The organism is Micromonospora sp. DT178, assembly GCF_049841695.1.
GTDB lineage: Bacteria > Actinomycetota > Actinomycetes > Mycobacteriales > Micromonosporaceae > Micromonospora.
In genome coordinates, this window is sequence record NZ_JBNCKV010000032.1 from 1 (window position 1) to 26229 (window position 26229).

Consider the following 26229-nt stretch of genomic DNA (forward strand, 5'->3'; position numbering starts at 1 on the left):
TGACACAGACTTTCCACCACAAGGGGGATCGCCGGCCGGCACCGTTGACTCGGTGCCGGCCGGCGGCACATCCACCGGTCGCCGTTGCGCGAAGGGCTTGACTTCAAGTTCGGATGAGGTTCGAGGATCCCAGTCGGGATCCACGGCCTCTGACAAGTCCGAAACGGGAGCACGCATGAGCGCTGACACCAGCTTCTACTCGATCATCGACTACACCGTTGACGGGCCCGACACGCAGCGGGAACTAGTGGCCGCCTTCGCGGACGTCCAGGAGCGGTGGGTCCGCTTCCATCCCGGCTACCGGTCGGCCCGGTTCCACGTCAGCACCGACGGAACCCGCGTCTACAACATCGTGCGCCTATCACACCGAGGGACTGGACATCGCCGCCCCGGACACCCTGGAACGGTGGGGAGTCGAGGCCGGGCTGGACGTCGCCGACGTCCGCACCCTGCTGGCCGGTGACGCCTACGCGGACCGGGTCCGGGCCGACGAGCGCCGCGCCGTGGAGTGCGGCGTCACCGGCGTCCCCTCGCTGGTGATCGACGGTCGGCCCCCGATCTCCGGGGTCCAGGCCCCCGAACGGCTCCGCCGCCTGCTCAGCGGCCGTCCGGCCGTACCCGTGGAATAGGACCGCAGGCGGCGACGGCGGCGGGCAGCGTGGCCAGCCGGGTCGCCGGCGCGCCGAGCGGCTCGATCCAGCCCGGGCCGGCGCCGTACACCCGGATCGCCGGGAAGTCGCGGGCGAAGCGCACCAGGCGGTACGCGCGCCCGGTGACCGGCGTCTGCGCCCAGACCACGACGGTGCGCGGACGGACGCGACGGGCGGCACTGGCCAGCGCCGTCCACGGCAGCGCCGGCCCGAGCAGCAGGCTGCCCCGGGACCGCTCGCGCAGCGCGGCGGCCAGCGCGTGCAGGCCGAGGCAGTGCGTCTCCTGCTCGGCCCCGGCCAGCAGCACGCCGCCGGTGGGCAGCGGACGGCCCGGTACGCGCCGGAACACGTCCAGGCCGACGCGGAGGCCCTCGGCGAGGGCGTGCTCGACGGCGACCTCGATGGCGGTGTGCCCGGGCAGCGCGGCCAGCATCGGCACGCAGACCTGTTCCCACAGCGCCGCCGCGCCCCACTCGTCGGCCACCTCGACGACGAGCGCGGCGACCCGGTTGGCGTCGAGGTCCTCGGCGGCCAGCGAGAGCTGCTTGCGCGCGGTCTCGACGGCCCCGACCGGCATGGGATCTGTCAGCACCAGACGTACCCCCGGGTAGACGTTCACTACCCGGGGGTTCGTCGGGAGGGGCGCGGATGGATGCGCCCGGGTGCGACTACCGGCGGCGGGACGCCGCCCAGCGCGTCGCCAGGGCCGCGGCGCTGCCCCAGATGCCGCGCCGGAACACCAGCACGACGAGGACGAAGATCCCGCCGGTGACCAGGCCGATCGCCTCGAAGCCGGAGAACGACAGCCAGTCCTCCAGGCGGACCAGGATGCCCGCGCCGAGCACCCCGCCCCAGAGCGTGCCGATGCCGCCGAGCACCACGACGATGACCGCCTTGCCGGAGGTGGTCCAGTGCAGCACGTCGAGGGAGACGAAGCGGTGGCCGACGGCGAACAGCCCGCCGCCGAGCCCGGCGATGAAGCCCGACAGCACGAACGCGGTCAGCTTGTAGCGGTGCACCGGGTAGCCGAGCGCGCGGGCGCGGGCCGGGTTGTCGCGGATGCCGACGAGCACCCGCCCGAAGGGCGAGTGCACGATCCGCCAGGCGGCGGCCAGCCCGAGCAGCACGATCGGCAGGATCGCGTAGTAGAAGTAGTAGTCGTCGGTCAGGTCCAGCCCGAACAGCTCGCGGGGCACGCCCTGCAGGCCGTTCTCGCCGCGGGTGACCGAGCGCCACTCGTTGGCGACGTAGTAGACCATCTGCGCGAACGCCAGGGTGACCATGGCGAAGTAGATGCCCGTCCGCTTTACGGCCAGGTAGCCGATCGGCACCGCGAGCACGGCCGCCGCGAGCGCCCCGGCCAGCACCGCCGCCGGGAACGGCAGGCCGAGGTGGATGGCCGTCAACCCGGTGACGTACGCGGAGGCGCCCCAGAACGCCGCGTGCCCGAAGGACATCAGCCCGGTGAAGCCGAGCAGCAGGTCCACGGCGACGGCGAACAGCGCCCAGCAGAGGATGTCCACCGCCACCGCCGGGTAGAGCCCGTTGGGCAGCCAGAACGCCACCAGCAGCCCGACGGCGAGCAGCGCGTACCGGACCCAGCCGGGGGCCCGGGTCACGGCAACCAGCCCGGACCTCGGCGCCGGGCGACCGGCGTCGGTCTCGGTGTCGACGGTGCTCGTCATGCCGGTGCCTCCTCACGGCCGAACAGCCCGGCCGGGCGCCAGAGCAGCACGACGGCCATCACGATGAAGACGATCGTCTGCGACACGATCGGGAAGTCGGACAGGTACGCCTCGCCCCACGCCTGCACGAGGCCGATGCCGAAGCCGGCGGCGACGGAGCCGAAGATCGAGCCCAGCCCGCCGATCACCACCACCGCGAAGACCACGATGATCAGGTCGGCGCCCATCAGCGGGTTCACGGCCCGCATCGGCGCGGCCAGCACCCCGGCGAGCCCGGCGAGGCCGATGCCGAAGCCGAAGACCGGGGTGACCCAGCGTCCGACGTCGATGCCGAACGCCCGGGTCAGCTCGGGCCGCTCGGTCGACGCCCGGACCACCATGCCGATCCGGGTGCGGGTGAGCACCCACCAGACGCCGACGCAGACGGCGACCGCGAAGCCGAGGATGAAGACCCGGTAGGTGGGGAAGTCGAAGAGCCCGAAGTCGACCGACCCGCTGAGCGCGGACGGGGTCTCGTATGGGCTGGACTGCACGCCGTAGCGGAGCTTCACCAGGTCCTGGAGGATGAGCGTCAGGCCGAAGGTGAGCAGGAAGTTGTAGAGCGGGTCGAGCCGGGTGAGCCGGTGGATGAAGGCCCGCTCCAGTGCCATGCCCACCAGGGCCAGCCCCACCGGCATGATCACCAACGCCGCCCAGAACGGCACGCCCGCCTCGGAGAGCAGCACGTACGCGCCGAAGGCGCCCAGCATGTAGAACGCGCCGTGGGCGAAGTTGACCACCCGCAGCATGCCGAAGATGACCGCGAGCCCGAGGGCGAGCAGGGCGTAGAACGCCCCGCTCACCAGCCCGTTGAACGTGTTCTGCAGGAAGCCCGTCACAGCTTGCATTCCGAGGACGGGGCGGCGAACGCCTCGGCCGCCGGGATGGTCTTGAGCACCTTGACGTAGTCCCACGGCTCGGTGACCTCGGACTGCGGCTTCACCTGGGCCAGGTACGCGTCGTGCACGACCCGGTGGTCCTCGGCGCGGATCTTGCCGTTGCGCAGGAAGACGTCCTCGACGGTCTTGCCCTCCAGCGCGTCGACGATGGTGTCGGCGTCGTCGGTGCCGGCGGCCTGCGCGGCCTCCAGGTACTGGGTGGCGGCGGAGTAGTTGGCCGCGTGCGCGAAGGACGGTCGGGTGCCGGTCTCCTTTTGGAACCGGTCGGCGAACTCCCGGTTCTTCGCGTCGAAGTTCCAGTACCAGGCGTCGGTGTACGTGGTGCCGGCGAGCGCGGCCGGGGTCAGCGAGTGGATGTCGGTGATGAACATCAGGCCGACCGCCAGCCCGACGCCCTTTTCCCGCAGCTTGAACTCGTTGTACTGCTTGACCACGTTGACCAGCTCGGCGCCGGCCTGCATGGTGCCGAGCACCTGCGGCTTCGGGTTGAGCGTCGGCGCCTTGAGCAGGAAGGTGGAGAAGTCGCCGCTGGTGTTCGGGAACGGCGCCCCGTCCTTGCCGACGACCTGCCCGCCGGCGGCGGTGATGGCGGTGGAGAAGCTCTTCTCCATGTCCTGGCCGAAGGCGTAGTTCGGGTAGAGGATGTACCAGTTCTTGCCGACCTGCTCGGTGGTGACCTTGCCCGTTCCGTTGGCCAGCATGTACGTGTCGTACGCGTAGTGGAACGTGTACCTGTTGCAGCTCTTGCCGGTCAGATCGGTGGTCGCGGCGCCGATGTTGAAGTAGAGCTTCTTCTTCTCCTTCGCCACGTCGGCCACCCGCAGCGCCGCCGACGAGGTGGGCACGTCGAGGATCAGGTCGACGCCCTGGCGGTCGTACATCTCCTGGGCCTTGGTGTTGGCGATGTCGGGCTTGTTCTGGTGGTCGGCGGTCTCCACGGTGATGTCCTTCGTCACCGCCTTGTCGCCGTGCTTCGCCTTGAAGTCGGCGATGGCCATCTCGACGGCCTTGACCGAGTTCCTGCCGGACAGCTCGGAGTACGCACCGGACTGGTCGTTCAGCACGCCCAGCACGATCTTGCCGCCGGTCAGCTTCTGGTCCCCGCCCGACTGCGGACCACCGCCGCCGCAGCCCGCGACCAGCACCATCGCCGCCGCCGAAGCGGCGGCCACACCCACCGTCCTACGCATGCCCATCCCTCCACCCCGCGCGCCGCGCGGGTCGTCGAATCGGAATTCAGATGCCGAGGTACGACAGCAGCTCCCGCTCCCGGGAGCGCACCTCGGAGTTGTCCATCGCCTCCACGACGCGTCCCTCGGCCAGCAGGTAGTGCCGGTCGGCGACGCCGGTGGCGAAGTGCAGGTTCTGTTCGACCAGCAGCACGGTCACCCCGTGCCGCTTGGCCTCGCGCAGGAGGTCGCCGACCTGCTGCACGAGCAGCGGCGAGAGTCCCTCGGTCGGTTCGTCGCAGAGCAGCAGCCGGGCGCCCATCCGCAGCACCCGGGCCAGCGCGAGCATCTGCTGCTCGCCGCCGGAGAGCATGGTGGCGGCCGAGTCCCGCCGCTGGTGCAGGGCGGGGAACGCCTCGTACACGCGCTCCAGCGGCCACGGGTCGGGCCCGACGGTCGGCGGCAGGGTGAGGTTCTCCGTCACGCTCAGCGTGGCGTAGCTGCCCCGGTCGTCGGGGACCCAGCCGAGCCCCAGCCGCGCCCGCCGGTACGCGGCCAGCTTCCCGACGTCCCGCCCGTCCAGCTCGATCCTGCCGCGCTGGCCGGCGTGCAGACCCATCACGCAGCGCAGCAGGGTGGACTTGCCGGCGCCGTTGCGCCCGACGAGGGTGACCACCTCGCCGGCGGCGACGTCCAGGCTGACCTCCCGCAGCACCTGCGCCTCGCCGTACCAGGCGGACAGGTTCTCAATGCGCAGCATCAGCGGCTCCCAGGTAGGCGGTGATCACGCGCTCGTCGGCGCGCACCTGCTCGTACGGGCCCTCGACGAGGACCTTGCCGGCCTGCAGGACGGTGACGGTGTCGGCGAGCCGCCCGACGACGCTCATGTTGTGCTCGACCAGCACCACCGTCCGGCCCCGCCGGACCCGCGCGACCAGCTCGACGGTGCGGTCGACGTCCTCCAGGCCCATCCCGGCGGTCGGCTCGTCGAGCAGCAGCACCTTCGGGTCCAGGGCGAGGGCGATGGCCAGCTCCAGCGCCCGCTTGCGCCCGTACGCCAGCGCCTCGGCGGGGGCCTCGGCCAGCTCGGCCAGCCCGACCATGTCGAGCAGTTCGCCGGCCCGGTCGGTGTAGCGGCGCATCAGCTTCGCCGAGCGCCAGAACCGCCAGCCCAGCCCGCTCGGGCTCTGCAACGCCAACTCGACGTGCTCCCGCGCGGAGAGCTGCGGGAAGAGGCTGGTGATCTGGAACGACCGGGCCACGCCGAGCCGGGCGACCCGCTCCGGGGGCAGCCCGGTCACGTCGCGGCCGTCCAGCTCGATGCGCCCACCGCTGGGCCGCAGGAAGCCGGTGAGCAGGTTGAACAGGGTGGTCTTCCCGGCGCCGTTGGGGCCGACGAGCGCGTGGACGCTGTCCGCCGCGATGTCGAGGTCGACCCCGTCGACCGCCCGGAAACCCCGGAAGTCACGGGTCAGCCCGCGGGCCGACAGGAGCGCTTGCCCGGCCATCGCCTACTCCTTCGTAGGTCCGGCGACGGCCTGATCGGTGACCGGGGTCACATGGCCGTCGTGTGCTGGAAACCTACGGCGGCGCCGGGATCTCGAACTATGTCGATGGCAGCCACATTCCGGGACGCCGGACCGTGCGGGAACTCCACCCCGTCGCCCGGCCACCTCGCCCGCCGGCATCGACAATGGTGGTTGCCGGGTCGTTCCGTACCACGCCCATGTGGGCGCGCCACGCCGCGCCCCACCTGCGCTCCGCCTTGACGGATGCCCCTAGGGTGATGGCCCCCTCCCCCGAAAGGTGCCGAGCGAATGCCCTTCGGCTTCACTGTTGCGATCATCTTCGCCGTCGGCCTGGCGATCTCCGGCCTGCTCGCCCTCGCCGCTCCGAACAGGTCGACCAAGCGGACCGCCACCCTGGCGGCGCTCGCCTGCCTCGTCGGGACGGTCGTGTTCACCGTCGGCTCCAGCGCCCACTCCGTGCCGATCCGCTCGGTCGGCATCGTCACCAGCTTCGGCAAGCCGACGGGCAAGGTCACCGGCTCCGGCCTGAAGTGGGTCGCCCCCTGGCAGAAGGTGGGCGAGTGGGACGCGGGCCGGCAGAAGTACGACCACATCGGCGGCGACCACTGCGTCCGGGTCCGCACCGGCACGCTCGCCGACGCCTGCGTCGAGGTGCTCGTCGAGTGGCAGGTCAAGCCGGAGAACGCGCCGAAGCAGTTCATGGACTACAAGGGCGACTTCGACAGCTTCCGGGGTCAGCGGGTGGGCGTGCAGCTCGACAGCGCCGTCAACGACGCCTTCGCCACGTACAACCCGCTGGAGAAGATCGACTCGAACACCGGCAGCCTGAACGTGGACCTGAAGCCCTTCGCCGAGAGCATCAAGACCAGCGCGGAGTCGCGGCTCGCCAGCGACGTCGACATCCTGTCGGTCACGATCACCCGGGTCAACCACGACGACAAGACCGAGGGCAACATCAAGGCCTTCCAGGACAAGCTCGCCCAGACCCGCAACCTGGAGCAGGACCGCAAGAACGCCGCCATCCAGAAGCAGATCACCGAGACCAACGCGAAGGTCGACAAGGTGTCGCGGTGCCTGGAGATCGCCGAACGCAACGGCAGCAACCCCGGCCTCTGCATCAACCCCGGGATCATCACCGGCGCCAAGTGACGGCCGGCCGGCGTCGACCCCGCCCCCGACCGCGCCCCGGCGTCAGCCGGTGAGCGCGTCCAGGGCGAGGTCGACGTCGTCCTCGGTGGAGTAGATGTGGAAGGACGCCCGCACCCGGCCGGCCCGGACCGCCGCCCGGACGCCGGCCCGCTCCAGGCGCTCCGCCGCGCCGGGCACCTCCACCGCGACGATCGCGCTCTCCCCCGGCGGCCGGCCCAGCCCGGCGAGGAACCGGTTGGCCAGGGCGACGTCGTGCGCGTGCACGGCCGGCACGCCGATCTCGGCGAGCAGTTCCAGTGCGGGGGCCGTGCCGACCCAGCTGAACCAGGCCGGCGAGATGTCGAAGCGGCGGGCGTCGGCGGCCAGGCGCAGCGGCAGGCCGTAGTAGGAGGCGTGCGGGTCGTCCCCCGCGTACCAGCCGGCGGCGTCGGGGCGCAGCCGCTCCCGCAGCGCGGGCGCCAGGTAGGCGAACGCGGAGCCGCGCGGGGCCATCAGCCACTTGTACGCCCCGACCGCCACCACGTCGGCGAGGCTCCCGTCGAAGGGCAGCCAGCCGCACGCCTGCGTGGCGTCGACCGCGACGAACGCGCCGTGCGCCCGGGCCGCCGCGACCACCTCGGCGTACGGGGCGACCGCGCCGTCGGCCGACTGCACCAGACTGAACGCGACCAGGTCGGTGTCGGCGTCGATCGCGTCGACGAGCCCGGCCAGCGGCACGGTGCGCACCCGCACGCCCCGCTCGGCCTGCACCAGCCACGGGAAGAGGTTGGAGGTGAACTCGACCTCCGGCACCACGACGGTCGCGCCGGCGGGCAGGGCGGCGGCGACCGGGGCCAGCAACTGCGAGACCGTGCTGCCGACCGCGACGTCGGCGACCGGCACCCCGACCAGACCGGCGAAGGCGGAACGCGACCGCTCGGTGGCCCGGCCCCAGCCCTCCCACGACGTGCGCCCGGCCCGCCAGTCGGCCAACGCCTCCTGCACCGCGTCCCACGTCGGCTCGGGCGGGAGCCCGTAGCTGGCGGTGTTCAGCCAACCCGGCTGCGGCTGCCACAACTTCTGCGCCTGTGTGATGTCCACCCCGTCGACGCTAGCCACCCGCGCCGGGCACCGGGATGGCCAATCCCGCGCTCGCGGCCCCGGGGGTGGGGCGCGCTCAGGCCGCCGCCCGCAGGGCGTGCAGACCTCGTCGCACCTCGTCGAGTCCCCGGTCGAGGCTCCAGGAGGCGATCTCGTGCAGCGGATGGCGCTTGCCGAGGAGTCGGACCACCTCCAGGCCGACCAGGTAGCCGCAGCGGCGCGGCAGGTCGCCCCGGTGGGCGCTGTCGCGCATGAGGAACCAGGCGGCGTACCGGTCGAGGTCGGTGGCGTCCACGTCGGCGGCGATCCGGTCCAGGATCTCCGGCCAGCGACGCCGGCAGTCGGCGAGCCACCGCCGGTGCGTGGCGCCCATCCAGAGGTACTCGTCATCCGGTCGTCGCGGGTCCAGCTCGGCCGTCACCCGGGTGGCCAGCCCTTCCACGAGTAGCGCGTTGGCGACCCCGTGCTCCGGCCAGTCCCGGATGTGGGCCAGCCGGTCGTGCACCACGTGCGCCACCTCGTGCTGGACCAGCAGCCCGTCGTGCTCCGGCTCGCCGAGCCGCTCGACGGCGAGGAACAGGGCGAGCCGGCCCCGGAACTCGTCGGCCCAGCCGTTGGCCTGTTCCAGCCCGACCAGCAGGACACAGTCGAGCGGTTCCCCGTCGCCCGGCCAGCCCATCGCCCGACCCACCCCGGCGACGGTGGCGGGCAGCAGCGCGGCCAGCCGCTCCGCGCGCGCGGCGAACACCGCCTCCCGCCCGTGCAGCCGTTCCAGGACACCTTCGAGATCGCTCACCCCGGACCAGTCGCCCCGGCGGTCCAGGGCCGCGTACAGGTCGCGGTGGGGTGCCAGGTAGTGCGTCCGCCACAGCTCCGCCCACCGCTGCCGGGGGACGTGCGCGGCGCGGCGCGCGTACGCCAGGAAGTCCGGCACCAGGTCGCGGACCCGCAGCGGGCTCGCGGCGGCCTCCCCGGCGGGCACGGTCATGCCCGCGATCATGCCGCATCCGCCGCGGCCCCGCTTGATCGCTCGTGGGGATGCTGGTGCGGTGGTCAGTCGAGGCGGTCGGCGCGGTGGAGCAGGTACCGCCGCTCGACCTGGTTGTCCGTCAGGGCGGCGGCCTCGCGGTACAGGGTGGCCGCGCCGGCCGCGTCGCCGGTCGTCTCGAGCAGGTGGGCCCGCACCGCGCGTTCCCGTCGCCGGGTCAGGGGTTCCCGATCCAGCCGGAAGCGCCCGTTGAGGTCGTCGAGCAGGGCCAACCCCCGGGCGGGCCCGTACGCCCGCGCCACCGCGACCACCCGACTCAGCCGTACCGGCGCGGTGGGGTGCAGTCGTTCGAGCCACAGGTAGAGCGCCGCGATCTGCGGCCAGTCGGTGTTCTCCGGCGACCCGGCGCCGGCGTGCACGGCCGCGATCGCCGCCTGCAACTGGTACGGGCCCACCTCGCGCCGGCTCCAGACGCTGTCGATCATCGCGGTGCCCTCGCGGACGAGGTCGGGGTTCCACCGGGTCCGGTCCTGCTCGTCCAGTGGCACCAACTCGTCGTCGCGGCCGGTGCGGGCGGCCCGCCGAGACTCGGTGAGCAGCATCAGCGCGAGCAGCCCGGTGACCTCGGCGTCGCCCGGCAGGCTGGCGTGGAGCATCCGGGTCAGCCGGATCGCCTCGCGGGTCAGGTCGACGCGGGCGAGTTCGGCACCGGCGGAGGCCGTGTAGCCCTCGTTGAAGACCAGGTAGAGAACCCGCGTCACCGCGATCATCCGGTCGTGCCAGTCGGCGTCGGCCGGCGGGGTGAAGCGGGCGCCGGCACGGGCCAGTTGCTGTTTGGCGCGACTGATCCGGGTGCCCATGGTGCCCTCGGTCGTCCCGTGGGCGTGTGCGATCTCGGCGGTCGTCAGGCCCCCCACCGCGCGCAGCGTGAGCGCGACCTGGGAGGTGGTGCTCAGCGCCGGATGGCAGCAGAGCAGCAGCAGGGTGAGGCTGTCGTCGGTCGCCGGCGGAGGGTGGGCCCGGCGGGCCGGCTCGCGCATGGCCAGCTCGGCCGCCGCGGCCTCCTGCTCGCGCCGGCGCCGGGCCCCCTCGGAACGGAGCAGGTCGACCATCCGCCGGTAGCCGATCCGGATCAGCCAGCTACGCGGGTTCTCCGGCACGCCGTCGACCGGCCACGCCCGGCTCGCGGTGAGCAGCGCCTCCTGCACCGCGTCCTCGGCGACGTCGAAGTGACCGAAGCGCCGCACCAACGCGCCGAGCACCTGCGGCGCCTCGGTGCGCAGCAGGTGCTCGACGTCGGCGGTCACGCCGGCGCCCCCGTTCGTACCCTCTCCAGGACCTCCGCTCGCGGGCCCGCGCGGGTGGGTCACGCCGTGAAGTCCTCGCCCATGATGGGTCGGATCTCGATCGGCTCACCCAGCACCTCGACGATCCGCGAGGCGATCTCGACGGCCCGTTCCCGACTCGCCACGTCGATCACGGCGAAGCTGGCCAGGACCTCCTTCAGCTCGGCGAACGGCCCGTCGGTGGCGACCGTGCCGGCCGGGGTCGGGCGGACGGTGGCGCTGACCACGGGGTGGCCGAGACCTTCGCTGCCGACGAACTCGCCGGTCTCGGTCAGCTCCCGCTCGAACCTCTGGTACGCGGCGAACGCGGCCATCGCCTCCTCGGACGGGACGTCGGCGGTCGCGGCGTCCCAGGCGGCGGCCGGCGTGTAGCTGAGCAGCAGGTACTTCACGGTTCCTCTTCCTGGTCGGGCCTGGGCCGACGGTACGTGGGGTCAGGCGGGGCGGCGCAGGGACAGGGCGAGGACGGTCGTCCAGGTGAAGGCGACGAGCCCGTTCACGGCGATCTGGATGCTCATCCGGTCCGGCGACATGGGCAGCAGCAGGACGAGCGCGGCGACGCCGTTCAGCACGGCCGGCAGCACCGCCCGGCGGCGCACGTGCCGGACCGCCAGCACGATCGCGGCGACGGCCAGCGCGGTGAAGGCGACGGCTGCCGAGGCCGAGTGCGCGACGCCGTGCCAGGACATCCGCGCGACCGGCCCGTCCGGGGTGCCGACCGGGAAGCCGTACTCCGGGTCCATGGTGAACAGGCCGGCGGCGACCAGCCCGGCGCCGAAGATCCCGACGAGGATCGGCAGCGCCCGCCGGCCGACCCCCGCGGTGAGGGTGCGCCGGATCCCGGCGGCCAGCGCCAGCCCGCCGAGGCCGGCGAGCACGAACGTCGCGATCTGGATCCAGCCGAGGTTGCCGGTGGCGAACTGGCTGATCGGGTGTCGGGTGATGTCGAAGCCCTCCCGGGTCAACATCTGGACGACGGCCGAGGCGAAGAAGACCGGTCCGGCGATGGCACCGGCGAGCAACAGGTGGTCGGGCGAGCGGCGGACAGTGGGGACGGCGAGGGTGGCCATGGGTTCCTCCTTGGTGGGTTCCTGCCGCTACCTCGTGGCTGGCCCCGGGATCTCGACACGACCAAAGAGTGATCGGGGTCACATCAGGCGCGTGTCGAGACCCGCCGGCCGCCTCCGAGGTACCGGCAACAACCCATCAAGGAGGACGAGATGTCTGAGACCCACCAGCCGAGTGCCGACCTGACGGCCCTGGACCGCCTGGTCGGCACCTGGACGGTCACCGGCGGCGCCGAGGGGACCGTGACGTACGAGTGGATGGAGGGCCGGTTCTTCCTGCTCCAGCGCGTCGCGCTCACCCAGTTCGGCCAGCCCGTCAGCGGCCTGGAGGTGATCGGCAACCTGCGCCCGTTCGGCGAGCCGGCGGGCGCGGACGTGGTGTCGCGGTTCTACGACTCGACCGGCAACACCCTCGACTACGTCTACGAGCTGACCGGCGACAAACTGACGATCTGGGGCGGCGCGAAGGGCAGCCCGGCGTACTACGAGGGCACGTTCAGCGCCGACGACACCACGGTCACCGGCGAGTGGGTCTACCCCGGCGGGGGCGGCTACCCCTCGACCATGACGCGGGTGTGACCCCGGCCCGGCCCCGCCGGCGTCAGCTGACGTTGGCTGGGCCGAGGACGCTCTTCAGGTCACCCATCAGCGCGGTGGTCGCCGCCACCCGGAACGGCCCCAGCCGCAGGGTGGTGGTCCGGCCGCCGTTGAGCAGCTTGACGTGCACCTCGGTGTCGCCCGGGTGCAGCACCAGGGTCTCCTTGAGTCGCTCCACCAGCGGCGGGGTGCACCGGTGCACCGGGATGGTCAGGGTGACCGGCTTGTTCGCCGGGTTGCTGCTGACGTCCGGCATGGACATGTCCATCGCCATGATCCGGGGGGTGTCGTCGCGCCGGTCCACCCGGCCCTTGACGACCACGATGGCGTCCTCGGCGATGTACTGCCCGATCACCTCGTAGGTGTTGGGGAAGAAGAGGGCCTCCACGCCGCCGGCGAGGTCCTCCAGGGTGGCCGACGCCCAGGCCCGGCCCTGCTTGGTGACCCGCCGCTGCACCCCGGAGAGGATGCCGGCGAGGGTGACCACGGCCCCGTCCGGGACGGTGCCCTCCTCCGACAGGGCGGCGATGGTGCAGTCCGCCGCCGCGCCGAGCACGTGCTCCAGGCCGAAGAGCGGGTGGTCGGAGACGTAGAGGCCGAGCATCTCGCGTTCGAAGGCGAGCTTGTCGCGCTTGTCCCACTCCCCGTCGCCGATCACGGGCATCACCGTGGTGCTGTTGGTCTCCGCGTCGCCGAAGCCGGCGCCGAAGAGGTCGTACTGGCCGACGGCCTCCTTGCGCTTGACGTCGGCGTACGCGTCGATCGCCTCGGCGTGCACCGTGAGCAGCGCCTTGCGGGAGTGCCCGAGCGAGTCGAACGCCCCGGCCTTGATCAGCGATTCGATGGTCTTCTTGTTGCAGACCACGGCGTCGACCTTCGACAGGAAGTCGTAGAAGTCGGCGTACTCGCCCTTCTCGTCCCGGCAGCGCATGATCGCGGCGACGACGTTGGCGCCGACGTTGCGCACCGCGCCGAGGCCGAAGCGGATCTCCTTGCCGACCGGGGTGAACGGCCCCGCGGAGGTGTTCACGTCCGGCGGCAGCACCTGGATGCGCATCCGGCGGCACTCCGACAGGTAGAGCGCCATCTTGTCCTTGTCGTCGCCGACGGAGGTGAGCAGCGCCGCCATGTACTCGGCCGGGTAGTGCGCCTTCAGGTACGCGGTCCAGTACGACACCAGCCCGTACGCCGCCGAGTGCGCCTTGTTGAAGGCATAGCCGGCGAACGGGACCAGCACGTCCCAGACCTTCTGGATCGCCTCGTCCGAGTAGCCGCGCTCCCGGCACCCGTCCCGGAAGGGGATGAACTCCTTGTCGAGGATCTCCTTCTTCTTCTTGCCCATCGCCCGGCGGAGCAGGTCGGCCTGGCCGAGGGTGTAGCCGGCGAGGATCTGCGCGGCGCGCTGCACCTGCTCCTGGTAGACGATCAGGCCGTAGGTGGGGGCGAGGATCTCCCGCAGCGGCTCCTCCAGCTCCGGGTGGATCGGGGTGATCTCCTGGAGGCCGTTCTTGCGCAGCGCGTAGTTGGTGTGCGAGTCCACGCCCATAGGACCGGGGCGGTAGAGCGCGAGGACGGCGGAGATGTCCTCGAAGTTGTCCGGCTTCATCATCCGCAGCAGGGAGCGCATCGGCCCGCCGTCGAGCTGGAACACGCCCAGGGTGTCGCCCCGGGCCAGCAGCTCGTACGCGGGCTTGTCGTCCAGCGGCAACGCCAGCAGGTCCAGCTCCTTGCCGTGGTTGAGCTGGATGTTCTTCACCGCGTCGTCGATGATCGTCAGGTTGCGCAGGCCGAGGAAGTCCATCTTCAACAGCCCGAGCGACTCGCACGTCGGGTAGTCGAACTGGGTGATGATGACCCCGTCGGAGTCCCGGCGCATCAGGGGGATGTGGTCGACGATCGGCTCGGCGGACATGATGACGCCGGCGGCGTGCACGCCAGTCTGCCGGATCAGCCCCTCGATGCCCCGGGCGGTGTCGATGACCTTCTTGACGTCCGACTCGGCCTCGTACATGCCCCGGAGCTCGCCGGCCTCGGCGTAGCGGGGGTGCTTGGGGTCGAAGATCCCCTCCAGGGGGATGTCCTTGCCCATCACGGCCGGCGGCATCGCCTTGGTGATCCGGTCGCCGACCGCGTACGGGTAGCCGAGCACCCGGGCCGAGTCCTTGATCGCGGCCTTCGCCTTGATGGTGCCGAAGGTGGCGATCTGGGCGACCTTGTCCTCGCCCCACTTGTCGGTGACGTACTTGATGACCTCGCCGCGCCGACGCTCGTCGAAGTCGATGTCGACATCCGGCATCGAGACGCGCTCGGGGTTGAGGAAGCGCTCGAAGATCAGCCCGTGCTGGATCGGGTCGAGGTCGGTGATGCCCAGCGCGTACGCCACCAGCGAGCCGGCGGCCGAGCCCCGGCCGGGGCCCACCGCGATGCCCTGGTTCTTGGCCCACTGGATGAAGTCGGCGACCACGAGGAAGTACGACGGGAAGCCCATCTGGGTGATGACGCCCAGCTCGTACTCGGCCTGCCGGACGTGCCCCTCGGGGATGCCGCCGGGGTAGCGCCGGGCCAGCCCGGCGAAGGTCTCCTTGCGGAACCAGGACTCCTCGGTCTCCCCCTCCGGGACGGGGAAGCGGGGCATCAGGTTGTGGAACTCGAACATCCCGGTGGGGTCGACCTTCTCGGCCACCAGCAGGGTGTTGCGGCAGCCCTCCAGCCAGAGGTCGGAGTTGTCGACGGCGCGCATCTCGTCGGCGGACTTGATGTAGTAGCCGCTGCCGTCGAACCGGAACCGGTTCGGGTCGGCGACGTTCGCCGCCGTCTGCACGCAGAGCAGCACGTCGTGCGCCTCGGCCTGGGACTCGTGCGTGTAGTGCGAGTCGTTGGTGACCACCGGCGGGATGTCCAGCTTACGGGAGATGTCGTGCAGCTCCTGCCGGACCCGGCGCTCGATGCTGATGCCGTGGTCCATGACCTCCAGGAAGTAGTTCTCCTTGCCGAAGATCTCCTGGTACCGCGCCGCGGCCTTGAGCGCCTCGTCGTACTGGCCCAGGCGCAGCCGGGTCTGCACCTCGCCGGAGGGGCAGCCGGTGGTCGCCATCAACCCGTCGGAGTTCGCGGCGAGCAGCTCCGCGTCCATCCGCGGCCACTTGACGAAGAACCCCTCGGTGTACGACCGGCTGGTGAGCTTGAAGAGGTTGTGCAGGCCGGTCTTGTTCTTCGCCCAGATGGTCATGTGGGTGTAGCCGCCGCTGCCGGAGACGTCGTCGCTCTTCTGCTCCGGTCGGCCCCAGCGCACCCGCTGCTTGTGGAACCGCGACTCGGGCGCCACGTACGCCTCGATGCCGAGGATCGGGGTGACGCCGGCGGCCATCGCCTGCTTGTAGAAGTCGTTCGCGCCGTGCATGTTGCCGTGGTCGGTCATCGCCACCGCCGGCATGCCCTGCCGCTTGACCTCGGCGAAGAGGTCCTTCAGCCGGGCCGCCCCGTCGAGCATCGAGTACTCCGTGTGCACGTGCAGATGCGCGAACGAATCGCCCATGCGTGGCGCCCCCCCGGGTCGGATCATGGGATGGTCGAGCTCGGACGGCCTACCCTATCGCCGCCGCGAAACGCGGCTCCAGACGCCGCGCGGACAGGGACGGGCCGGGTGGCGGGGATCTCTCCGACCGCCCCGCCACGCGCCGGCCGCCGGCACTCGCCGGGGGCCCGCGACGGCTTCCGGCAGTCGGTTCCCGGACTCGGGGCGCCCCGTCCGGCGGTGGCGGCCGTAGCCTGGGCGGACGGTATCCGGCGAGCATTGGACGACCTGATGCCCCTCCCGGACGGTGTCGAGGATCTGGTCGAGTCGGCGGCGCGCGGCGATCCCGCGGCGCTCGACGCGCTGCTGGTCGCGGTCCGCCCCGAGGTGCTGCGTCTCTGCGCCCGCCTGCTGCCCCACCGCGAGGACGCCGAGGAGGCGTGCCAGGACGCGCTACTCGCGCTGGCCCGGGGCATCGGCCGGTTCGAGGGCCGGTCGTCGTTCCACACCTGGCTGTACCGGCTGACGGCCAACCGGGCCCGCTCCACGTACCGGGTGCTGCGGCGGCGCTGGCGGGTGGAGGCCGGCGGCGTGCCGCTGCCGGAACCGGTGGACCCGCGCCGGACGAGCGTGGTCGCCGGCACCCGGCTGGACCTGCTCGACGCGCTCGACGCGCTGCGCCCCGAACTCGCCGAGGCGGTGATCCTGCGCGACGTCCTCGGGCTGGGCTACCGGGAGATCGCCGGCCTGCTCGGCCTGCCCGAGGGCACCGTCAAGTCGCGCATCCACGAGGCCCGCCGGCAGTTGCGGCACCGGCTGTCCGGGGAGCCCGCCGCCGGCGAGGGGCGGCGGTGAGCGCGCCGGGCCGCCGGCGGAGGGCGACGGTGACCGGGGCGGGCGGGCCGCCGGAGTGCGCCGGCGGGGACGACGTCCGCCGGGGCGCGTCGCGCGGCTCCGGCGGCTCCGGCGGCTCACGGTTCGCCGCGCCGCGGCTCGCCAGGATCGCGATGGTCGCCGTGGCCGTGGCCGTGCCGGTCGCGGGGTGCGGCGGCGGGGACGCGCCCGTCTCGCCGCTGCCCGTGCAGGCGCCGGCCTCCCGCTCCCCCGGCCCGGCCTCGCCCTCCCCGTCGGCCCTACCGTCGTCGGCCTTGCCGTCGTCGGCCTTCCCGCCGTCGCCGAGCACGCCGGGTCGTCCGCCGGGCCCGCCGGCCGCCGTCCCCCCGGCCAGGCGGCCCCCGCCGGCCGCGCCCCCGACGACCGCCGCCGGGCGTACGCCGGGCGCGACGCAGTCGCCGAGCGGGCCGCCCGGCACCTGCTTCGGGGCGGTGCGTCACGACGTGGTGCTGGCCGAGACCGAACTGGCGCTGCTCCCCTCGCTCTGCTTCGCCACCGGCGGGGTACTGCGGATCATCGGCATCGGGCCGGGCGAGGTGACCGTGGACCGGGAGGACCTGGTCTCCCGCAGCTACGAGGCGGGGGTGGTCGACATCCGGTTCGTCCGCCCCGGCACGGTGGACGTGCTGATCCCGCAGGGCGGTACGACGCACACGGTCACCGTGGTCGTGCGCTAGCACCGACGCGCGGGCGGCGGCGCGACGGCCAGGCATGCGCCTTCGCCGATGGGTGTCCCCCTTGAGGTCGGGCTGACCAGCCCTTTCCCTAGGCTGGACCGTCATGACAGAGCGGAAGACGATTCTCGTGACCGGCGCGACAGGCAACCAGGGCGGCGCCACGGCCCACCGGTTGCTCGAGTACGGCTGGCAGGTGCGGGCACTCGTCCGCGATCGGGCCAAGCCGGCCGCGCGCCTCCTCGAGGAGCAGGGCGCCACCCTCGTCGAGGGGGACATGGACGATGCCACCTCGCTCCGCGCGGCGATGCGCGGTGTGCACGGTGTCTTCAGCGTCCAGGCCCTCGCACTCAGTCCCGACGCCCTCGCGGCCGAGATCAGGCAGGGCAAGACCGTCGCCGATGCGGCCAGGGAGACCGGCGTCGCGCACCTGGTCTACAGCTCGGTGGGCGGCGCGGAGCGTCGGACCGGCATCGACCACTTCGAGACCAAGGCCGAGATCGAGCGGCACATCCAGGCTCTGGACCTGCCCGCGACCATCCTGCGGCCGGCGTTCTTCATGAACAATCTCCTCCACTACGCCGACGCCCAGGGAGAACGGGTCCTGAGGCTGCAGGTCCTTCCCGACCGGCCGCTCCAGCTGATCGCCTCCGACGACGTCGGCCGCGTCGCCGCGCACGCCTTCACCCACCCCTCCGACTTCCTCGGCACCCAGATCGAGATCGCCGGGGACGAGCTGACCCTCACGCGAGTCGCCGAGATCTACGAGGCGCTCACCGGCACCCCCACCCGCCTGGAACCGCAACCCATCGAGCACCGCATGTACGGGTGGTTCGCCGAGAGCGGATACCAGGCCGACATCGCCGGCCTGCGGGACCGGTTCCCCTGGTTGCTGACGTTCGAGGAGTTTCTGCGGGGCCGCCTCGGCCAGGCGGCGGCGTCCGCACCGCAGGGTGACCGGGCCGGGAAGCCCACGGCACGGGGCGGGCCCCAGAAGGGCTAGCTCACCGTCACGCCGGCGAGCAGCGTGTCGACGAAGTCGGCCCGACTGCCGGCCGGGGGCGTGATCTGCACGTAGACCAGGCCGGCGCGGCCAGGCGCGAGCCCGGCGGCCTCGACGACCTCGGGACGGCCCCGGTCGCAGGTGAACCGCGCCACCACCCAGTCCACGCCCGCCTGCCGGATGCGGCGTACCGGCAGGGCGGCACACGCCGTATGGACACGCTCGGCAACGAATCCCGCCGGGCTGGTGCGCGCGGCGATGCTGGCCGACAGTCCGACGAAGGCACCCGGCACGGTGGGGTCGGCGGCCCACCGGTGCGGGTCGGGCGACATCACCAGGGCCGGTTCGAGCCGGCCGTCGGGGCCGTACCGGCCGGCCCAGCCGGTGCCGGTGGCCTGCCATCCGGGCGGCAGCCGGACCGTCAGCGGCCCGCTCGTCCCGGTCCCGGCGTCCCACCCGGCGGTCGCGGCGTCGCCCGCCGTGGTCCCGACCGCGAACACCGCCGCGACGCCCAGAGCCACGGCCCCGAACCGCCGTCGGCCCGGCCGCCGGTCCCCCGCGCGCGCCGGTCCGCCCGCGAACGAGCGCGGCGGTGGGGCGGCGGCCCGGCCGGACGGGACGGGACCCGCGCGGGTAGGCGCGGTGGCGGCGCTCCGCAGGGCGGCGCGGAAGGCGGTGGCGTCCGGGTACCGGTCCACCGGCCGGGGTGCGGTGGCCCGGCGCAGCACGGCCGCCACCTGCGGCGGCACGCCCTGCCGCAGCCGGACCGCCCCGCCCGGGTGCGGCTGGTCACCCGCCACGCGCTCCGCGTCCGCGCCGAGCAGCCGCAGCCCGAGCCGGCCCAGGCCGTACACGTCGGCGCGGGTGTCGACGACGGCGAGCGGGTCGTCCTGCTCGGGGGCCATGTAGCCGGGGGTGCCGGCCCGGGCGGTGAGACCGGAGGCGGCGGCGAGGGCCTTGGCCAGCCCGAGATCGGCGATCAGCACCCGCTCGCCGTCCGCGCCGGAGCGGAACAGGACGTTGCCCGGGGTCAGGTCGCGGTGCACCACGCCGTGGCGGTGCAGGACGGCGACCCCGGCGGCGATCTCGGTCAGCAGGGCCAGGGCGGCGGTCGGGGGCATCGGGCCGGCCGCCAGCCGGTCGTGCAGGCTGCCGCCGTCGGCCCAGGCCATGACCGAGTACGGCCGACCGTCGGCCAGCTCGCCGGCGGCGTGGACGCGGATCAGCCGCTCGTCGTCGAGCCGGCGCAGCAGGCGGGCCTCGTCGAGGAACCGCTCGCGTACCCGCAGGTCGTGGTGCCAGTTCTCGGCCAGCACCTTGATCGCCACCCGGGAGTCGAGCACCGGGTCGTGGCCGAGCCAGACCGTCGCGAACGACCCCGTGCCCAGCAGCCGCTCGATCCGATAGGGCCCGATCCGCTCCGGACTGGTCACCGCACCACCCCCGACACCGGCACCGCCGGCCGCCGTTCCGCCTCGACAGTAGACGGCGCGTCGGTGCGACGGCAGCCCTCGGCGGCGCGCCCGGGCCGGCCCGCAGCGCGTCGGTCGGAAACCCGACGAACCGATCCGGTCGGCGGGGAGACCAAGAGGACAAGGACATCCGCACCACCGAGGAGGAGATCCCCGTGCACCGTCTCTCGTACACCCTCGTCACCGCCCTGCTGGCCACGGCCGGGCTCGTGCCGATCGCCCTGGCGGCCCCGGCCGCCGCCGCGCCCCGGCCGGCCGCCGCCGTCGGGCACCCCACCGACCGCCCCGGCGTCGACCCCGGCCCTGCCGCCGCCGGGCGGGACGAGGTCGAGGTCATCAGCGTCCGGGGCGCCGGGCCGTTCCGGATCGGGGCCGACCTGGCACGCCTGTCGGCGGCCGGCCTCATCGACTGGGTGGCTCCCGACTGCGACGGCACGGTCCACACCGGCGTCACCGGGGCCTGGGCGGGGAAGATCCTGCTGACCTTCCTCGACGGGCGGCTGGTGGGGGTGGGCACCGCCACCGCCCCGCCGCGCACCCCCGCCGGCGCGGCGGTGGGCATGTCCTTCGCCGCCCTGGAGGAGATCTACGGCCCGCGGGGCTCGATGATCCGCAACGACGCGGGCGACGCCTCGGCGTACCTGGTGCGCGTCGGCTCCCGGGTGGAGCTGTTCACCGGTCACCCGATCCGCCCGGGGGTCGGCTACCTCCAGGTCGGACCGGCGTCCGTCGTCGAGCGCGGCTTCCGGGAGGGCCGGTCCTGCTGAGCGGCCGACGCACGCGGCGGCGGATCCCTCCGGGGTCCGCCGCCGTCCGTTTCGCCCGGACACACTGATGTTGGCGGACGCGATGATGTATCGCTGGACGATAGTGTGTGCCACACAGTATGGTGTGACACATGGTGAGCGATGAGATCCTGCGAACGCACCTCCAGGAGTTGCGTCGGGGCACCGTGGTGGTGGCGAGCCTCGTCGCGCTGCGCCGTCCCGACTACGGCTACGCGTTGCTGCAACGCCTCTCCGACCACGGCTTTCCGGTCGACGCCAACACGCTCTACCCGCTGCTGCGGCGGCTGGAGGAGCAGGGGCTGCTGACCAGCGAGTGGAACACCGAGGAGAGCCGGCCACGCAAGTTCTACCGGACCAGCGAGGAGGGCGAGTCGGTGCTGGGCCGGCTCCTCACCGACCTCGCCACAGTGCAGACCTCCCTGACCGGGCTGATCGAAGGAGCCGACCGATGAACACCCTGACCGACCGATACCTCGCCGCGACCCTGCGCTCGGTGCCGGTCGCGCGCCGCGAGGAGATCGCCACCGAGCTGCGCGCCTCGATCGAGGACATGGTCGAGGGCCGCACGGCCGGCGGGCAGGACGCCGCCGCCGCCGAGCGGGAGGTGCTCACGGAGCTGGGCGACCCGGACAAGCTCGCCGCCCGCTACGCCGACCGCCGGTTGCAGCTGATCGGCCCGGCCTACTACCTGGCCTGGTCGCGGCTGATGAAGCTGCTGCTCAGCTTCATCCCGGCGATGGCGGGCGTGCTGGTCGGCCTGCTGAAGGTCGCCGACGGCGGCGACGCGGGTGAGGGGATCGGCGCCGGCATCTCCGCCGCCATCCAGGTGGCGGTCCAGATCGCCTTCTGGGTGACCGTGGTCTTCGCGGTGCTGGAGCGCACCAAGACCCCCCTGCACCTGCCCGAGTGGAACGTCGACCAGCTCCCGGAGGACACGACCGGCCGGCAGATCACCCTGACCGACATCGCCGCCTCGGTCACCTTCCTGGCACTGATCATCATCTACCTGCCGATGCAGCACTTCCGCTCGTTCGTTCCCACCGACGGTGAGAACCTGCCGATCCTCGACCCGGCGCTGTGGAGCTTCTGGCTGCCGTTCCTGATCGCGGTGCTGGTGGCCACCATCGGCCTGGAGATCGCCAAGTACCGGACGGGACGCTGGACCTGGCCGCTGGTCGCGGTCAACGCGGTGCTCGGCCTGGCGTTCGCGGTGCCGGTGATCTGGCTGATGTCGACCGACCGGCTGCTCAACCCCGAGTTCGTGGCCCGCTTCGAGTGGCTCGGCGAGGGCGACAACCTGAACCTGGTCGCGACCGCCGTGATCGCCGGCACGGTGCTGGTGACGCTCTGGGACATCCTCGACAGCGCCGTCAAGACGTACCGCAACCGCACCTGATCCCACCACGGCCACGGCCCGGCGCGCCCCCACGTGCCGGGCCGTGGCGCGTGCCGGCGCCGGCCACCCGACGGGGCGCGGCGCGCCGGTGGCGGCCGCGGCGAGGAAGCCGGCCGGGTGCCGGACCGGCGGCGGCCGGCGGGATGAGATCCTGACCTGGATGAACAGCGACACCGACCAGGGCTGGCGGCGCCCGGGGCCCACCCCGGAGCAGCGCCGGCTGGACGTCTACATCGGGTTGGCCGCCACCGTTCTGGCGCTGTTCAGCCTGACCCTGGCCCGCAGCGCCGGCGCGTTCCTGCTCGGCCCGCCGCCGTCCGGCCCGGAGCAGATCTTCTGGACCGTCGCGGTGACCCTGCCGCTGATCTGGCGACGCCGGTTCCCCGCCGCCGTCACGCTGGTGGTCTCGGTCGCGTTCGTCGCCGCGCAGGCCCGCTCCGCCCCGGAGACGCAGCTCGCCTCGTGGGCGCTGTTCGCCGCCCTCTACACGCTGGGCGCGTGGGGCCGGGACCGGCGGCTGTCCCGGCGGCTGCGGATCGGCGTCATCGCCACCATGTTCCTGTGGCTCGGGATCTACTACGCGACCACCTACACCAACATCCCCGCCGACGCGTTCGCCCGCGCGGTCGGGCCCGTGCCGCCGGTGCTCGCGGCGATGGTGAACGGGGTGCTGGTCAACGGCCTCTACTTCGGGTTCGCGTACTTCTTCGGGGAGACCGCGTGGCTGGCCGCCCGGCGTCAGCACGAGGTGCAGGCGCGGGCCGAGGAGCTGCGCCGTTCGCAGGCCGAGATCCGCGAGCACGCGGTGGTGGGCGAGCGGGTCCGCATCGCCCGCGAGCTGCACGACGTGGTCGCCCACCACGTGTCGGTGATGGGGGTGCAGGCGGCCGCCGCCCGCCGGGTGTTCGACAAGGACCCGGTCAAGGCCCGCGCGGCGCTGAGCGCGATCGAGGAGACCGCCCGCACGGCCGTCGACGAGCTGCGCCGGATGCTTGGCCTGCTCCGCGCCCGCGACGGCGGCCCGGACCGCCCCGACCAGCCGGGGCCCGCCGGGATAGACCGGATCACGGCCGTGGTCGAGCGTGCCCGCGAGGCCGGGCTGCGGGCCACCATGGGGGTGTACGGGGACCCGACGCCGCTGCCGGAGTCGGTCTCGCAGGCCGCGTACCGGGTGGCCCAGGAGGCCGTGACGAACGCGCTCAAGCACGCCGAGGGCGCGACCGCGCTCGACGTGCGGATCCGCTACCTGGCACACGAGGTGGAGGTCGACGTGACCGATGACGGACGGGCCACCCGCCCGCCGAACGCCGACGGGCTCGGCCTGGTCGGGATGCGCGAGCGGGTCGCCACCCACGGCGGCGCGCTGGAGGTCGGCCCGCGCGCCGGCGGCGGCTGGCGGGTACGGGCCCGGTTCCCGCTGCCGCTGCCGGTGGGGCGGCCCGCGTGAGCGCCGGGGACGAGGTGCCCGGGATCGACCGTCCGGTCCGGGTGCTGCTCGCCGACGACCAGCACCTGGTCCGCACCGGCTTCCGGGTCATCCTGGAGGTGGAGGACGACATCGAGGTCGTCGGGGAGGCCGCCGACGGGGAGCGCGCCGCCAGCATGACCCGGGCGCTGCGTCCGGACGTCGTGCTGATGGACGTGGAGATGCCCGGGGTCGACGGGCTGGAGGCCACCCGGCGGATCACCGCCGAGGAGGACGGGCCGGGCGGACCGGCCGTGCTGATCCTCACCACGTTCGACCGGGACGACTACCTGTTCGCCGCGCTGCGCGCCGGGGCCAGCGGCTTCCTGCTCAAGAACGGCACCCCGGAGGCCCTGATCGAGGCGATCCGGGTGCTCGCCCGGGGCGACGGTCTGCTCGCCCCGGAACTCACCCGGCGGGTGATCGCCACCTTCGCCCGCCCCGGCGAGCCCGTCACGCCGGGCGGCCCGAGGACGGCTCCCGAGGCGGCGCTGCGGGATCTCACCCCCCGCGAGCGGGAGGTCCTGGTCCTGGTCGCCGGCGGCGCCAGCAACGCCGAGATCGCCGCCGAGCTGCACCTGGGCGAGGCGACGGTGAAGACGCACGTCAGCCGGGTGCTCGCCAAGCTGGGCCTGCGCGACCGGGTGCAGGCGGTGGTCTTCGCGTACGAGCACGGGGTGGTGCGCCCCGGCGGCTGACCCGGCTCCGCCACGAGGGGGACGTCCTGCTCGATCTCGGGACGGACGGCGGGCGGCGGCCGACGATCTAGCGTGGACGCCGTGACCAATGTGCTCCGCCTCGACGGCGTCGACCGCAGCTTCGGCGACCGGCGGGTGCTCCAGAACGTGTCCTTCGACGTGGTCGCCGGCCGGATGACCGGCTTCGTGGGCGGCAACGGCGCCGGCAAGACCACCACCATGCGGATCATCCTCGGGGTGCTCGCCCCGGACGCCGGCGAGATCACCTGGCGGGGAGCGCCGCTGAGCCGGCAGGCCCGCCGGCGCTTCGGCTACATGCCGGAGGAACGCGGCCTCTACCCGAAGATGAGCGTCCGGGACCAGGTGGCCTACCTGGGTCGGTTGCACGGGATGAGCGCCGCCGCCGCGCGCCGCAACACGGACGCGCTGCTGGAGCGGGTCGGGCTCGCCGAGCGCGGCGACGACCTGCTGGAGACGCTGTCGCTGGGCAACCAGCAGCGCGCGCAGATCGCCGCCGCCCTGGTGCACGACCCCGAGGTGCTGGTGCTCGACGAGCCCTTCTCCGGGCTCGACCCGTTGGCCGTGGACACGGTCGTGGCGGTCCTGCGGGAGCGGGCCGCCGCGGGCGCGCCGGTGCTCTTCTCCAGCCACCAGCTGGACGTCGTCGAGCGGCTCTGCGACGACCTGGTGATCATCGGGGGCGGCGTGATCCGGGCCGCCGGCAGCCGGGAGGAGCTGCGCGCGACGTACACCGTGCCCCGGTACGAGCTGGTGGTGGAGACCGACGCCGGCTGGCTGCGGGACCAGCCGGGGGTGACCCTCGTCGACCTGGACGGCGCGCACGCCGTGTTCGACCTCGCGCCCGGCACGGACGAGCAGCCGGTGCTGCACGCGGCGCTGGCGCGCGGCCCCGTCCGCGCGTTCCGCCCGGTCAGCCCCTCCCTCACCGAGATCTTCCGAGAGGTCGCCCAGTGAACACCACGCAGGCCACCCGGCTGGTCGCCGCCCGGGAGATCCGGGTCAAGCTGCGCGACCGCACCTTCCTGTTCAGCACCCTGTTCTTCCTGCTGATCGCCGCCGCCGCGACCATCCTGCCGCCGCTGCTCTCCGGCGGCCCGTCGAGCGTGGCGGTGACCGCGGCGGCGGCCGGCCCGCTGCGCGAGGCCGGGCTCCAGGTGCGTACGGTCGCCGACGACCGCGCCGCCGAGCGGGCCGTACGCGACGGCGACGTCGACGCCGCGGTGGTCTCCGGACCGGCGGTGCTCGCCATGGACGAGGCCCCCGACGACGTGGTGGCGGCGCTGAGCACGCAGCCCGCGGTCCGGCTGCTGGACCCCGACGCGGTGGACCCGGTGGTGGCCTTCCTGGTGCCGTTCGCCTTCGCGTTCATCTTCTTCGTCACCTCGCAGACCTTCGGCGTGCAGATCGCGCAGAGCATCGTCGAGGAGAAGCAGACGAGGATCGTGGAGATCCTGGTGGCCGCGGTGCCGGTACGGGCGTTGCTGGCCGGCAAGATGATCGCCGGCACGGTGCTGGCCCTCGGGCAGATCGCGCTGGTCGCCCTGGTCGCCCTGGTCGGGGTGCAGTTCGGCGACAGCGGCGGGCTGCTCTCCCTGCTGGCCCCGGCGATCGGTTGGTTCCTGCCGTTCTTCCTGCTCGGCTTCGTGCTGGTCGCGGCCATGTGGGCGGCGGCCGGCGCACTGGTGAACCGCCAGGAGGACATCGCGGGCGTGTCGACGCCGGTGCAGCTCGCGGTGATGCTGCCGTTCTTCGCGGTGATCTTCCTGAACGACAACGCGACGGCCATGCGGCTGCTGTCCTATCTGCCGTTCTCCGCGCCGACGGCGATGCCGTTGCGGCTGTTCACCGGGGACGCGGCCGGCTGGGAGCCGCTGGTGTCCCTGGCCCTGCTGCTGGTCGCGGCCGCCGCGTTCGTGGCCGCCGGGGCCCGGGTGTACGAGGGCTCGCTGCTGCGCACCAACGGCCGCACCTCGGTGCGGACGGCGTGGCGGTCGCGGGAGAAGACGCTGGGCTGAGCGCCGGCGCCGGCGGGGCCCCCGCCCCCCCGCGCCCCCGGGGGCACCCCCGGCAGGGCGACGGCGGCTGCCCCCGCGCCCGGCGGCGGCG

26 protein-coding genes are annotated in these 26229 nt (G+C 73.1%); 13 read left to right on the plus strand and 13 right to left on the minus strand.

Annotation, left to right across the window (positions count from 1 at the left end; genetic code table 11):
• The first annotated feature begins 398 nt into the window (after positions 1-398).
• Positions 399-629, plus strand: a complete 231-nt coding sequence (locus ACLQ22_RS31535) for a DsbA family oxidoreductase (RefSeq protein WP_425695543.1) — start codon at positions 399-401, stop codon at positions 627-629.
• On the opposite strand, the gene ACLQ22_RS31540 is transcribed toward ACLQ22_RS31535, so the two are convergent.
• The 6 genes from ACLQ22_RS31540 to ACLQ22_RS31565 form a co-directional block, all read right to left on the minus strand.
• A complete protein-coding gene (locus ACLQ22_RS31540) occupies positions 598-1242 on the minus strand; it encodes a transcriptional regulator (RefSeq protein ID WP_425695521.1) in 645 nt (214 codons plus the stop codon). The genes ACLQ22_RS31535 and ACLQ22_RS31540 overlap by 32 nt on opposite strands.
• 76 nt (positions 1243-1318) lie before the next feature.
• Positions 1319-2335 (minus strand): branched-chain amino acid ABC transporter permease, encoded by a 1017-nt coding sequence (locus tag ACLQ22_RS31545; RefSeq protein WP_121395353.1) that lies wholly within the window; start codon positions 2333-2335, stop codon positions 1319-1321.
• Complete coding sequence (locus tag ACLQ22_RS31550) at positions 2332-3213, minus strand: branched-chain amino acid ABC transporter permease (protein ID WP_425695522.1); 882 nt, start codon at positions 3211-3213, stop codon at positions 2332-2334. Before ACLQ22_RS31550 ends, ACLQ22_RS31545 begins: the two co-directional genes overlap by 4 nt.
• Positions 3210-4469: an ABC transporter substrate-binding protein gene (locus ACLQ22_RS31555; protein ID WP_425695523.1), complete on the minus strand. Its 1260-nt coding sequence runs from the start codon at positions 4467-4469 to the stop codon at positions 3210-3212. Before ACLQ22_RS31555 ends, ACLQ22_RS31550 begins: the two co-directional genes overlap by 4 nt.
• Positions 4470-4509: 40 nt before the next feature.
• Positions 4510-5202, minus strand: coding sequence for an ABC transporter ATP-binding protein (locus ACLQ22_RS31560; RefSeq protein ID WP_425695524.1), 693 nt, complete (start codon positions 5200-5202; stop codon positions 4510-4512).
• Positions 5189-5950, minus strand: a complete 762-nt coding sequence (locus tag ACLQ22_RS31565) for an ABC transporter ATP-binding protein (protein WP_425695525.1) — start codon at positions 5948-5950, stop codon at positions 5189-5191. The genes ACLQ22_RS31560 and ACLQ22_RS31565 overlap by 14 nt, the downstream gene beginning before the upstream one ends.
• A gap of 309 nt (positions 5951-6259) precedes the next feature.
• Here ACLQ22_RS31565 and ACLQ22_RS31570 point away from each other — a divergent pair, with 309 nt between their 5' ends.
• Positions 6260-7120, plus strand: coding sequence for an SPFH domain-containing protein (locus tag ACLQ22_RS31570; protein WP_425695526.1), 861 nt, complete (start codon positions 6260-6262; stop codon positions 7118-7120).
• A gap of 42 nt (positions 7121-7162) precedes the next feature.
• On the opposite strand, the gene ACLQ22_RS31575 is transcribed toward ACLQ22_RS31570, so the two are convergent.
• The 5 genes from ACLQ22_RS31575 to ACLQ22_RS31595 form a co-directional block, all read right to left on the minus strand.
• Positions 7163-8200: an aminotransferase class V-fold PLP-dependent enzyme gene (locus ACLQ22_RS31575; protein ID WP_425695527.1), complete on the minus strand. Its 1038-nt coding sequence runs from the start codon at positions 8198-8200 to the stop codon at positions 7163-7165.
• A 76-nt stretch (positions 8201-8276) separates the two neighbouring features.
• The gene (locus ACLQ22_RS31580) at positions 8277-9188 is read right to left on the minus strand and encodes a hypothetical protein (protein WP_425695528.1); all 912 of its coding nucleotides are present in this window, start codon (positions 9186-9188) and stop codon (positions 8277-8279) included.
• A 65-nt stretch (positions 9189-9253) separates the two neighbouring features.
• Complete coding sequence (locus tag ACLQ22_RS31585; RefSeq protein WP_425695529.1) at positions 9254-10495, minus strand: RNA polymerase sigma factor; 1242 nt, start codon at positions 10493-10495, stop codon at positions 9254-9256.
• A 59-nt stretch (positions 10496-10554) separates the two neighbouring features.
• On the minus strand, positions 10555-10926 hold the full coding sequence (locus ACLQ22_RS31590; protein ID WP_425695530.1) for a YciI family protein: 372 nt from the start codon (positions 10924-10926) through the stop codon (positions 10555-10557).
• Positions 10927-10968: 42 nt separating this feature from the next.
• Positions 10969-11604: a DUF998 domain-containing protein gene (locus ACLQ22_RS31595; RefSeq protein WP_425695531.1), complete on the minus strand. Its 636-nt coding sequence runs from the start codon at positions 11602-11604 to the stop codon at positions 10969-10971.
• Positions 11605-11754: 150 nt separating this feature from the next.
• Here ACLQ22_RS31595 and ACLQ22_RS31600 point away from each other — a divergent pair, with 150 nt between their 5' ends.
• The gene (locus tag ACLQ22_RS31600; RefSeq protein ID WP_425695532.1) at positions 11755-12180 is read left to right on the plus strand and encodes a hypothetical protein; all 426 of its coding nucleotides are present in this window, start codon (positions 11755-11757) and stop codon (positions 12178-12180) included.
• A 22-nt stretch (positions 12181-12202) separates the two neighbouring features.
• Here ACLQ22_RS31600 and dnaE read toward each other — a convergent pair whose 3' ends face one another.
• Positions 12203-15733: a DNA polymerase III subunit alpha gene (gene dnaE, locus ACLQ22_RS31605; RefSeq protein WP_425695533.1), complete on the minus strand. Its 3531-nt coding sequence runs from the start codon at positions 15731-15733 to the stop codon at positions 12203-12205.
• A gap of 270 nt (positions 15734-16003) precedes the next feature.
• Here dnaE and ACLQ22_RS31610 point away from each other — a divergent pair, with 270 nt between their 5' ends.
• The 3 genes from ACLQ22_RS31610 to ACLQ22_RS31620 all read left to right on the plus strand — a co-directional run bounded on the left by ACLQ22_RS31610 (position 16004) and on the right by ACLQ22_RS31620 (position 18283).
• Positions 16004-16567: an RNA polymerase sigma factor gene (locus ACLQ22_RS31610; RefSeq protein ID WP_425695534.1), complete on the plus strand. Its 564-nt coding sequence runs from the start codon at positions 16004-16006 to the stop codon at positions 16565-16567.
• Positions 16568-16596: 29 nt separating this feature from the next.
• Positions 16597-17283, plus strand: coding sequence for a hypothetical protein (locus ACLQ22_RS31615; RefSeq protein WP_425695535.1), 687 nt, complete (start codon positions 16597-16599; stop codon positions 17281-17283).
• 103 nt (positions 17284-17386) lie between these two features.
• Complete coding sequence (locus tag ACLQ22_RS31620) at positions 17387-18283, plus strand: NmrA/HSCARG family protein (protein ID WP_425695536.1); 897 nt, start codon at positions 17387-17389, stop codon at positions 18281-18283.
• Here ACLQ22_RS31620 and ACLQ22_RS31625 read toward each other — a convergent pair.
• Positions 18280-19716 (minus strand): protein kinase domain-containing protein, encoded by a 1437-nt coding sequence (locus tag ACLQ22_RS31625; protein WP_425695537.1) that lies wholly within the window; start codon positions 19714-19716, stop codon positions 18280-18282. The two genes, ACLQ22_RS31620 and ACLQ22_RS31625, sit on opposite strands and share 4 nt — an antisense overlap.
• Before the next feature lie 194 nt (positions 19717-19910).
• On the opposite strand from ACLQ22_RS31625, the gene ACLQ22_RS31630 reads away from it, so the two are divergent.
• The 7 genes from ACLQ22_RS31630 to ACLQ22_RS31660 all read left to right on the plus strand — a co-directional run bounded on the left by ACLQ22_RS31630 (position 19911) and on the right by ACLQ22_RS31660 (position 26138).
• Positions 19911-20522: a hypothetical protein gene (locus tag ACLQ22_RS31630; RefSeq protein ID WP_425695538.1), complete on the plus strand. Its 612-nt coding sequence runs from the start codon at positions 19911-19913 to the stop codon at positions 20520-20522.
• A gap of 131 nt (positions 20523-20653) precedes the next feature.
• Positions 20654-20995, plus strand: a complete 342-nt coding sequence (locus tag ACLQ22_RS31635) for a PadR family transcriptional regulator (RefSeq protein ID WP_089001033.1) — start codon at positions 20654-20656, stop codon at positions 20993-20995.
• Complete coding sequence (locus ACLQ22_RS31640; protein WP_425695539.1) at positions 20992-21939, plus strand: permease prefix domain 1-containing protein; 948 nt, start codon at positions 20992-20994, stop codon at positions 21937-21939. Before ACLQ22_RS31635 ends, ACLQ22_RS31640 begins: the two co-directional genes overlap by 4 nt.
• Positions 21940-22099: 160 nt before the next feature.
• The gene (locus ACLQ22_RS31645) at positions 22100-23386 is read left to right on the plus strand and encodes a sensor histidine kinase (protein ID WP_425695540.1); all 1287 of its coding nucleotides are present in this window, start codon (positions 22100-22102) and stop codon (positions 23384-23386) included.
• Between the two features lie 23 nt (positions 23387-23409).
• Positions 23410-24102, plus strand: coding sequence for a response regulator transcription factor (locus ACLQ22_RS31650; RefSeq protein WP_366640270.1), 693 nt, complete (start codon positions 23410-23412; stop codon positions 24100-24102).
• An 81-nt stretch (positions 24103-24183) separates the two neighbouring features.
• Positions 24184-25077 (plus strand): ABC transporter ATP-binding protein, encoded by an 894-nt coding sequence (locus tag ACLQ22_RS31655; protein WP_425695541.1) that lies wholly within the window; start codon positions 24184-24186, stop codon positions 25075-25077.
• Positions 25074-26138 carry an ABC transporter permease gene (locus ACLQ22_RS31660; RefSeq protein WP_425695542.1) on the plus strand — a complete coding sequence of 355 codons (1065 nt, stop codon included), beginning with the start codon at positions 25074-25076 and terminating at the stop codon, positions 26136-26138. Before ACLQ22_RS31655 ends, ACLQ22_RS31660 begins: the two co-directional genes overlap by 4 nt.
• Positions 26139-26229: the final 91 nt, after the last annotated feature.

Bases quoted from the DNA above. Each gene is read 5' to 3' on its own strand.
- ACLQ22_RS31545 (WP_121395353.1), bottom strand. From the start codon at position 2,335: ATGACGAGCACCGTCGACACCGAGACCGACGCCGGTCGCCCGGCGCCG.
- ACLQ22_RS31555 (WP_425695523.1), bottom strand. From the start codon at position 4,469: ATGGGCATGCGTAGGACGGTGGGTGTGGCCGCCGCTTCGGCGGCGGCG.
- ACLQ22_RS31560 (WP_425695524.1), bottom strand. From the start codon at position 5,202: ATGCTGCGCATTGAGAACCTGTCCGCCTGGTACGGCGAGGCGCAGGTG.
- ACLQ22_RS31565 (WP_425695525.1), bottom strand. From the start codon at position 5,950: ATGGCCGGGCAAGCGCTCCTGTCGGCCCGCGGGCTGACCCGTGACTTC.
- ACLQ22_RS31570 (WP_425695526.1), top strand. From the start codon at position 6,260: ATGCCCTTCGGCTTCACTGTTGCGATCATCTTCGCCGTCGGCCTGGCG.
- ACLQ22_RS31580 (WP_425695528.1), bottom strand. From the start codon at position 9,188: ATGACCGTGCCCGCCGGGGAGGCCGCCGCGAGCCCGCTGCGGGTCCGC.
- ACLQ22_RS31595 (WP_425695531.1), bottom strand. From the start codon at position 11,604: ATGGCCACCCTCGCCGTCCCCACTGTCCGCCGCTCGCCCGACCACCTG.
- ACLQ22_RS31600 (WP_425695532.1), top strand. From the start codon at position 11,755: ATGTCTGAGACCCACCAGCCGAGTGCCGACCTGACGGCCCTGGACCGC.
- dnaE (WP_425695533.1), bottom strand. From the start codon at position 15,733: ATGGGCGATTCGTTCGCGCATCTGCACGTGCACACGGAGTACTCGATG.
- ACLQ22_RS31610 (WP_425695534.1), top strand. From the start codon at position 16,004: ATGCCCCTCCCGGACGGTGTCGAGGATCTGGTCGAGTCGGCGGCGCGC.
- ACLQ22_RS31620 (WP_425695536.1), top strand. From the start codon at position 17,387: ATGACAGAGCGGAAGACGATTCTCGTGACCGGCGCGACAGGCAACCAG.
- ACLQ22_RS31635 (WP_089001033.1), top strand. From the start codon at position 20,654: ATGGTGAGCGATGAGATCCTGCGAACGCACCTCCAGGAGTTGCGTCGG.
- ACLQ22_RS31640 (WP_425695539.1), top strand. From the start codon at position 20,992: ATGAACACCCTGACCGACCGATACCTCGCCGCGACCCTGCGCTCGGTG.
- ACLQ22_RS31645 (WP_425695540.1), top strand. From the start codon at position 22,100: ATGAACAGCGACACCGACCAGGGCTGGCGGCGCCCGGGGCCCACCCCG.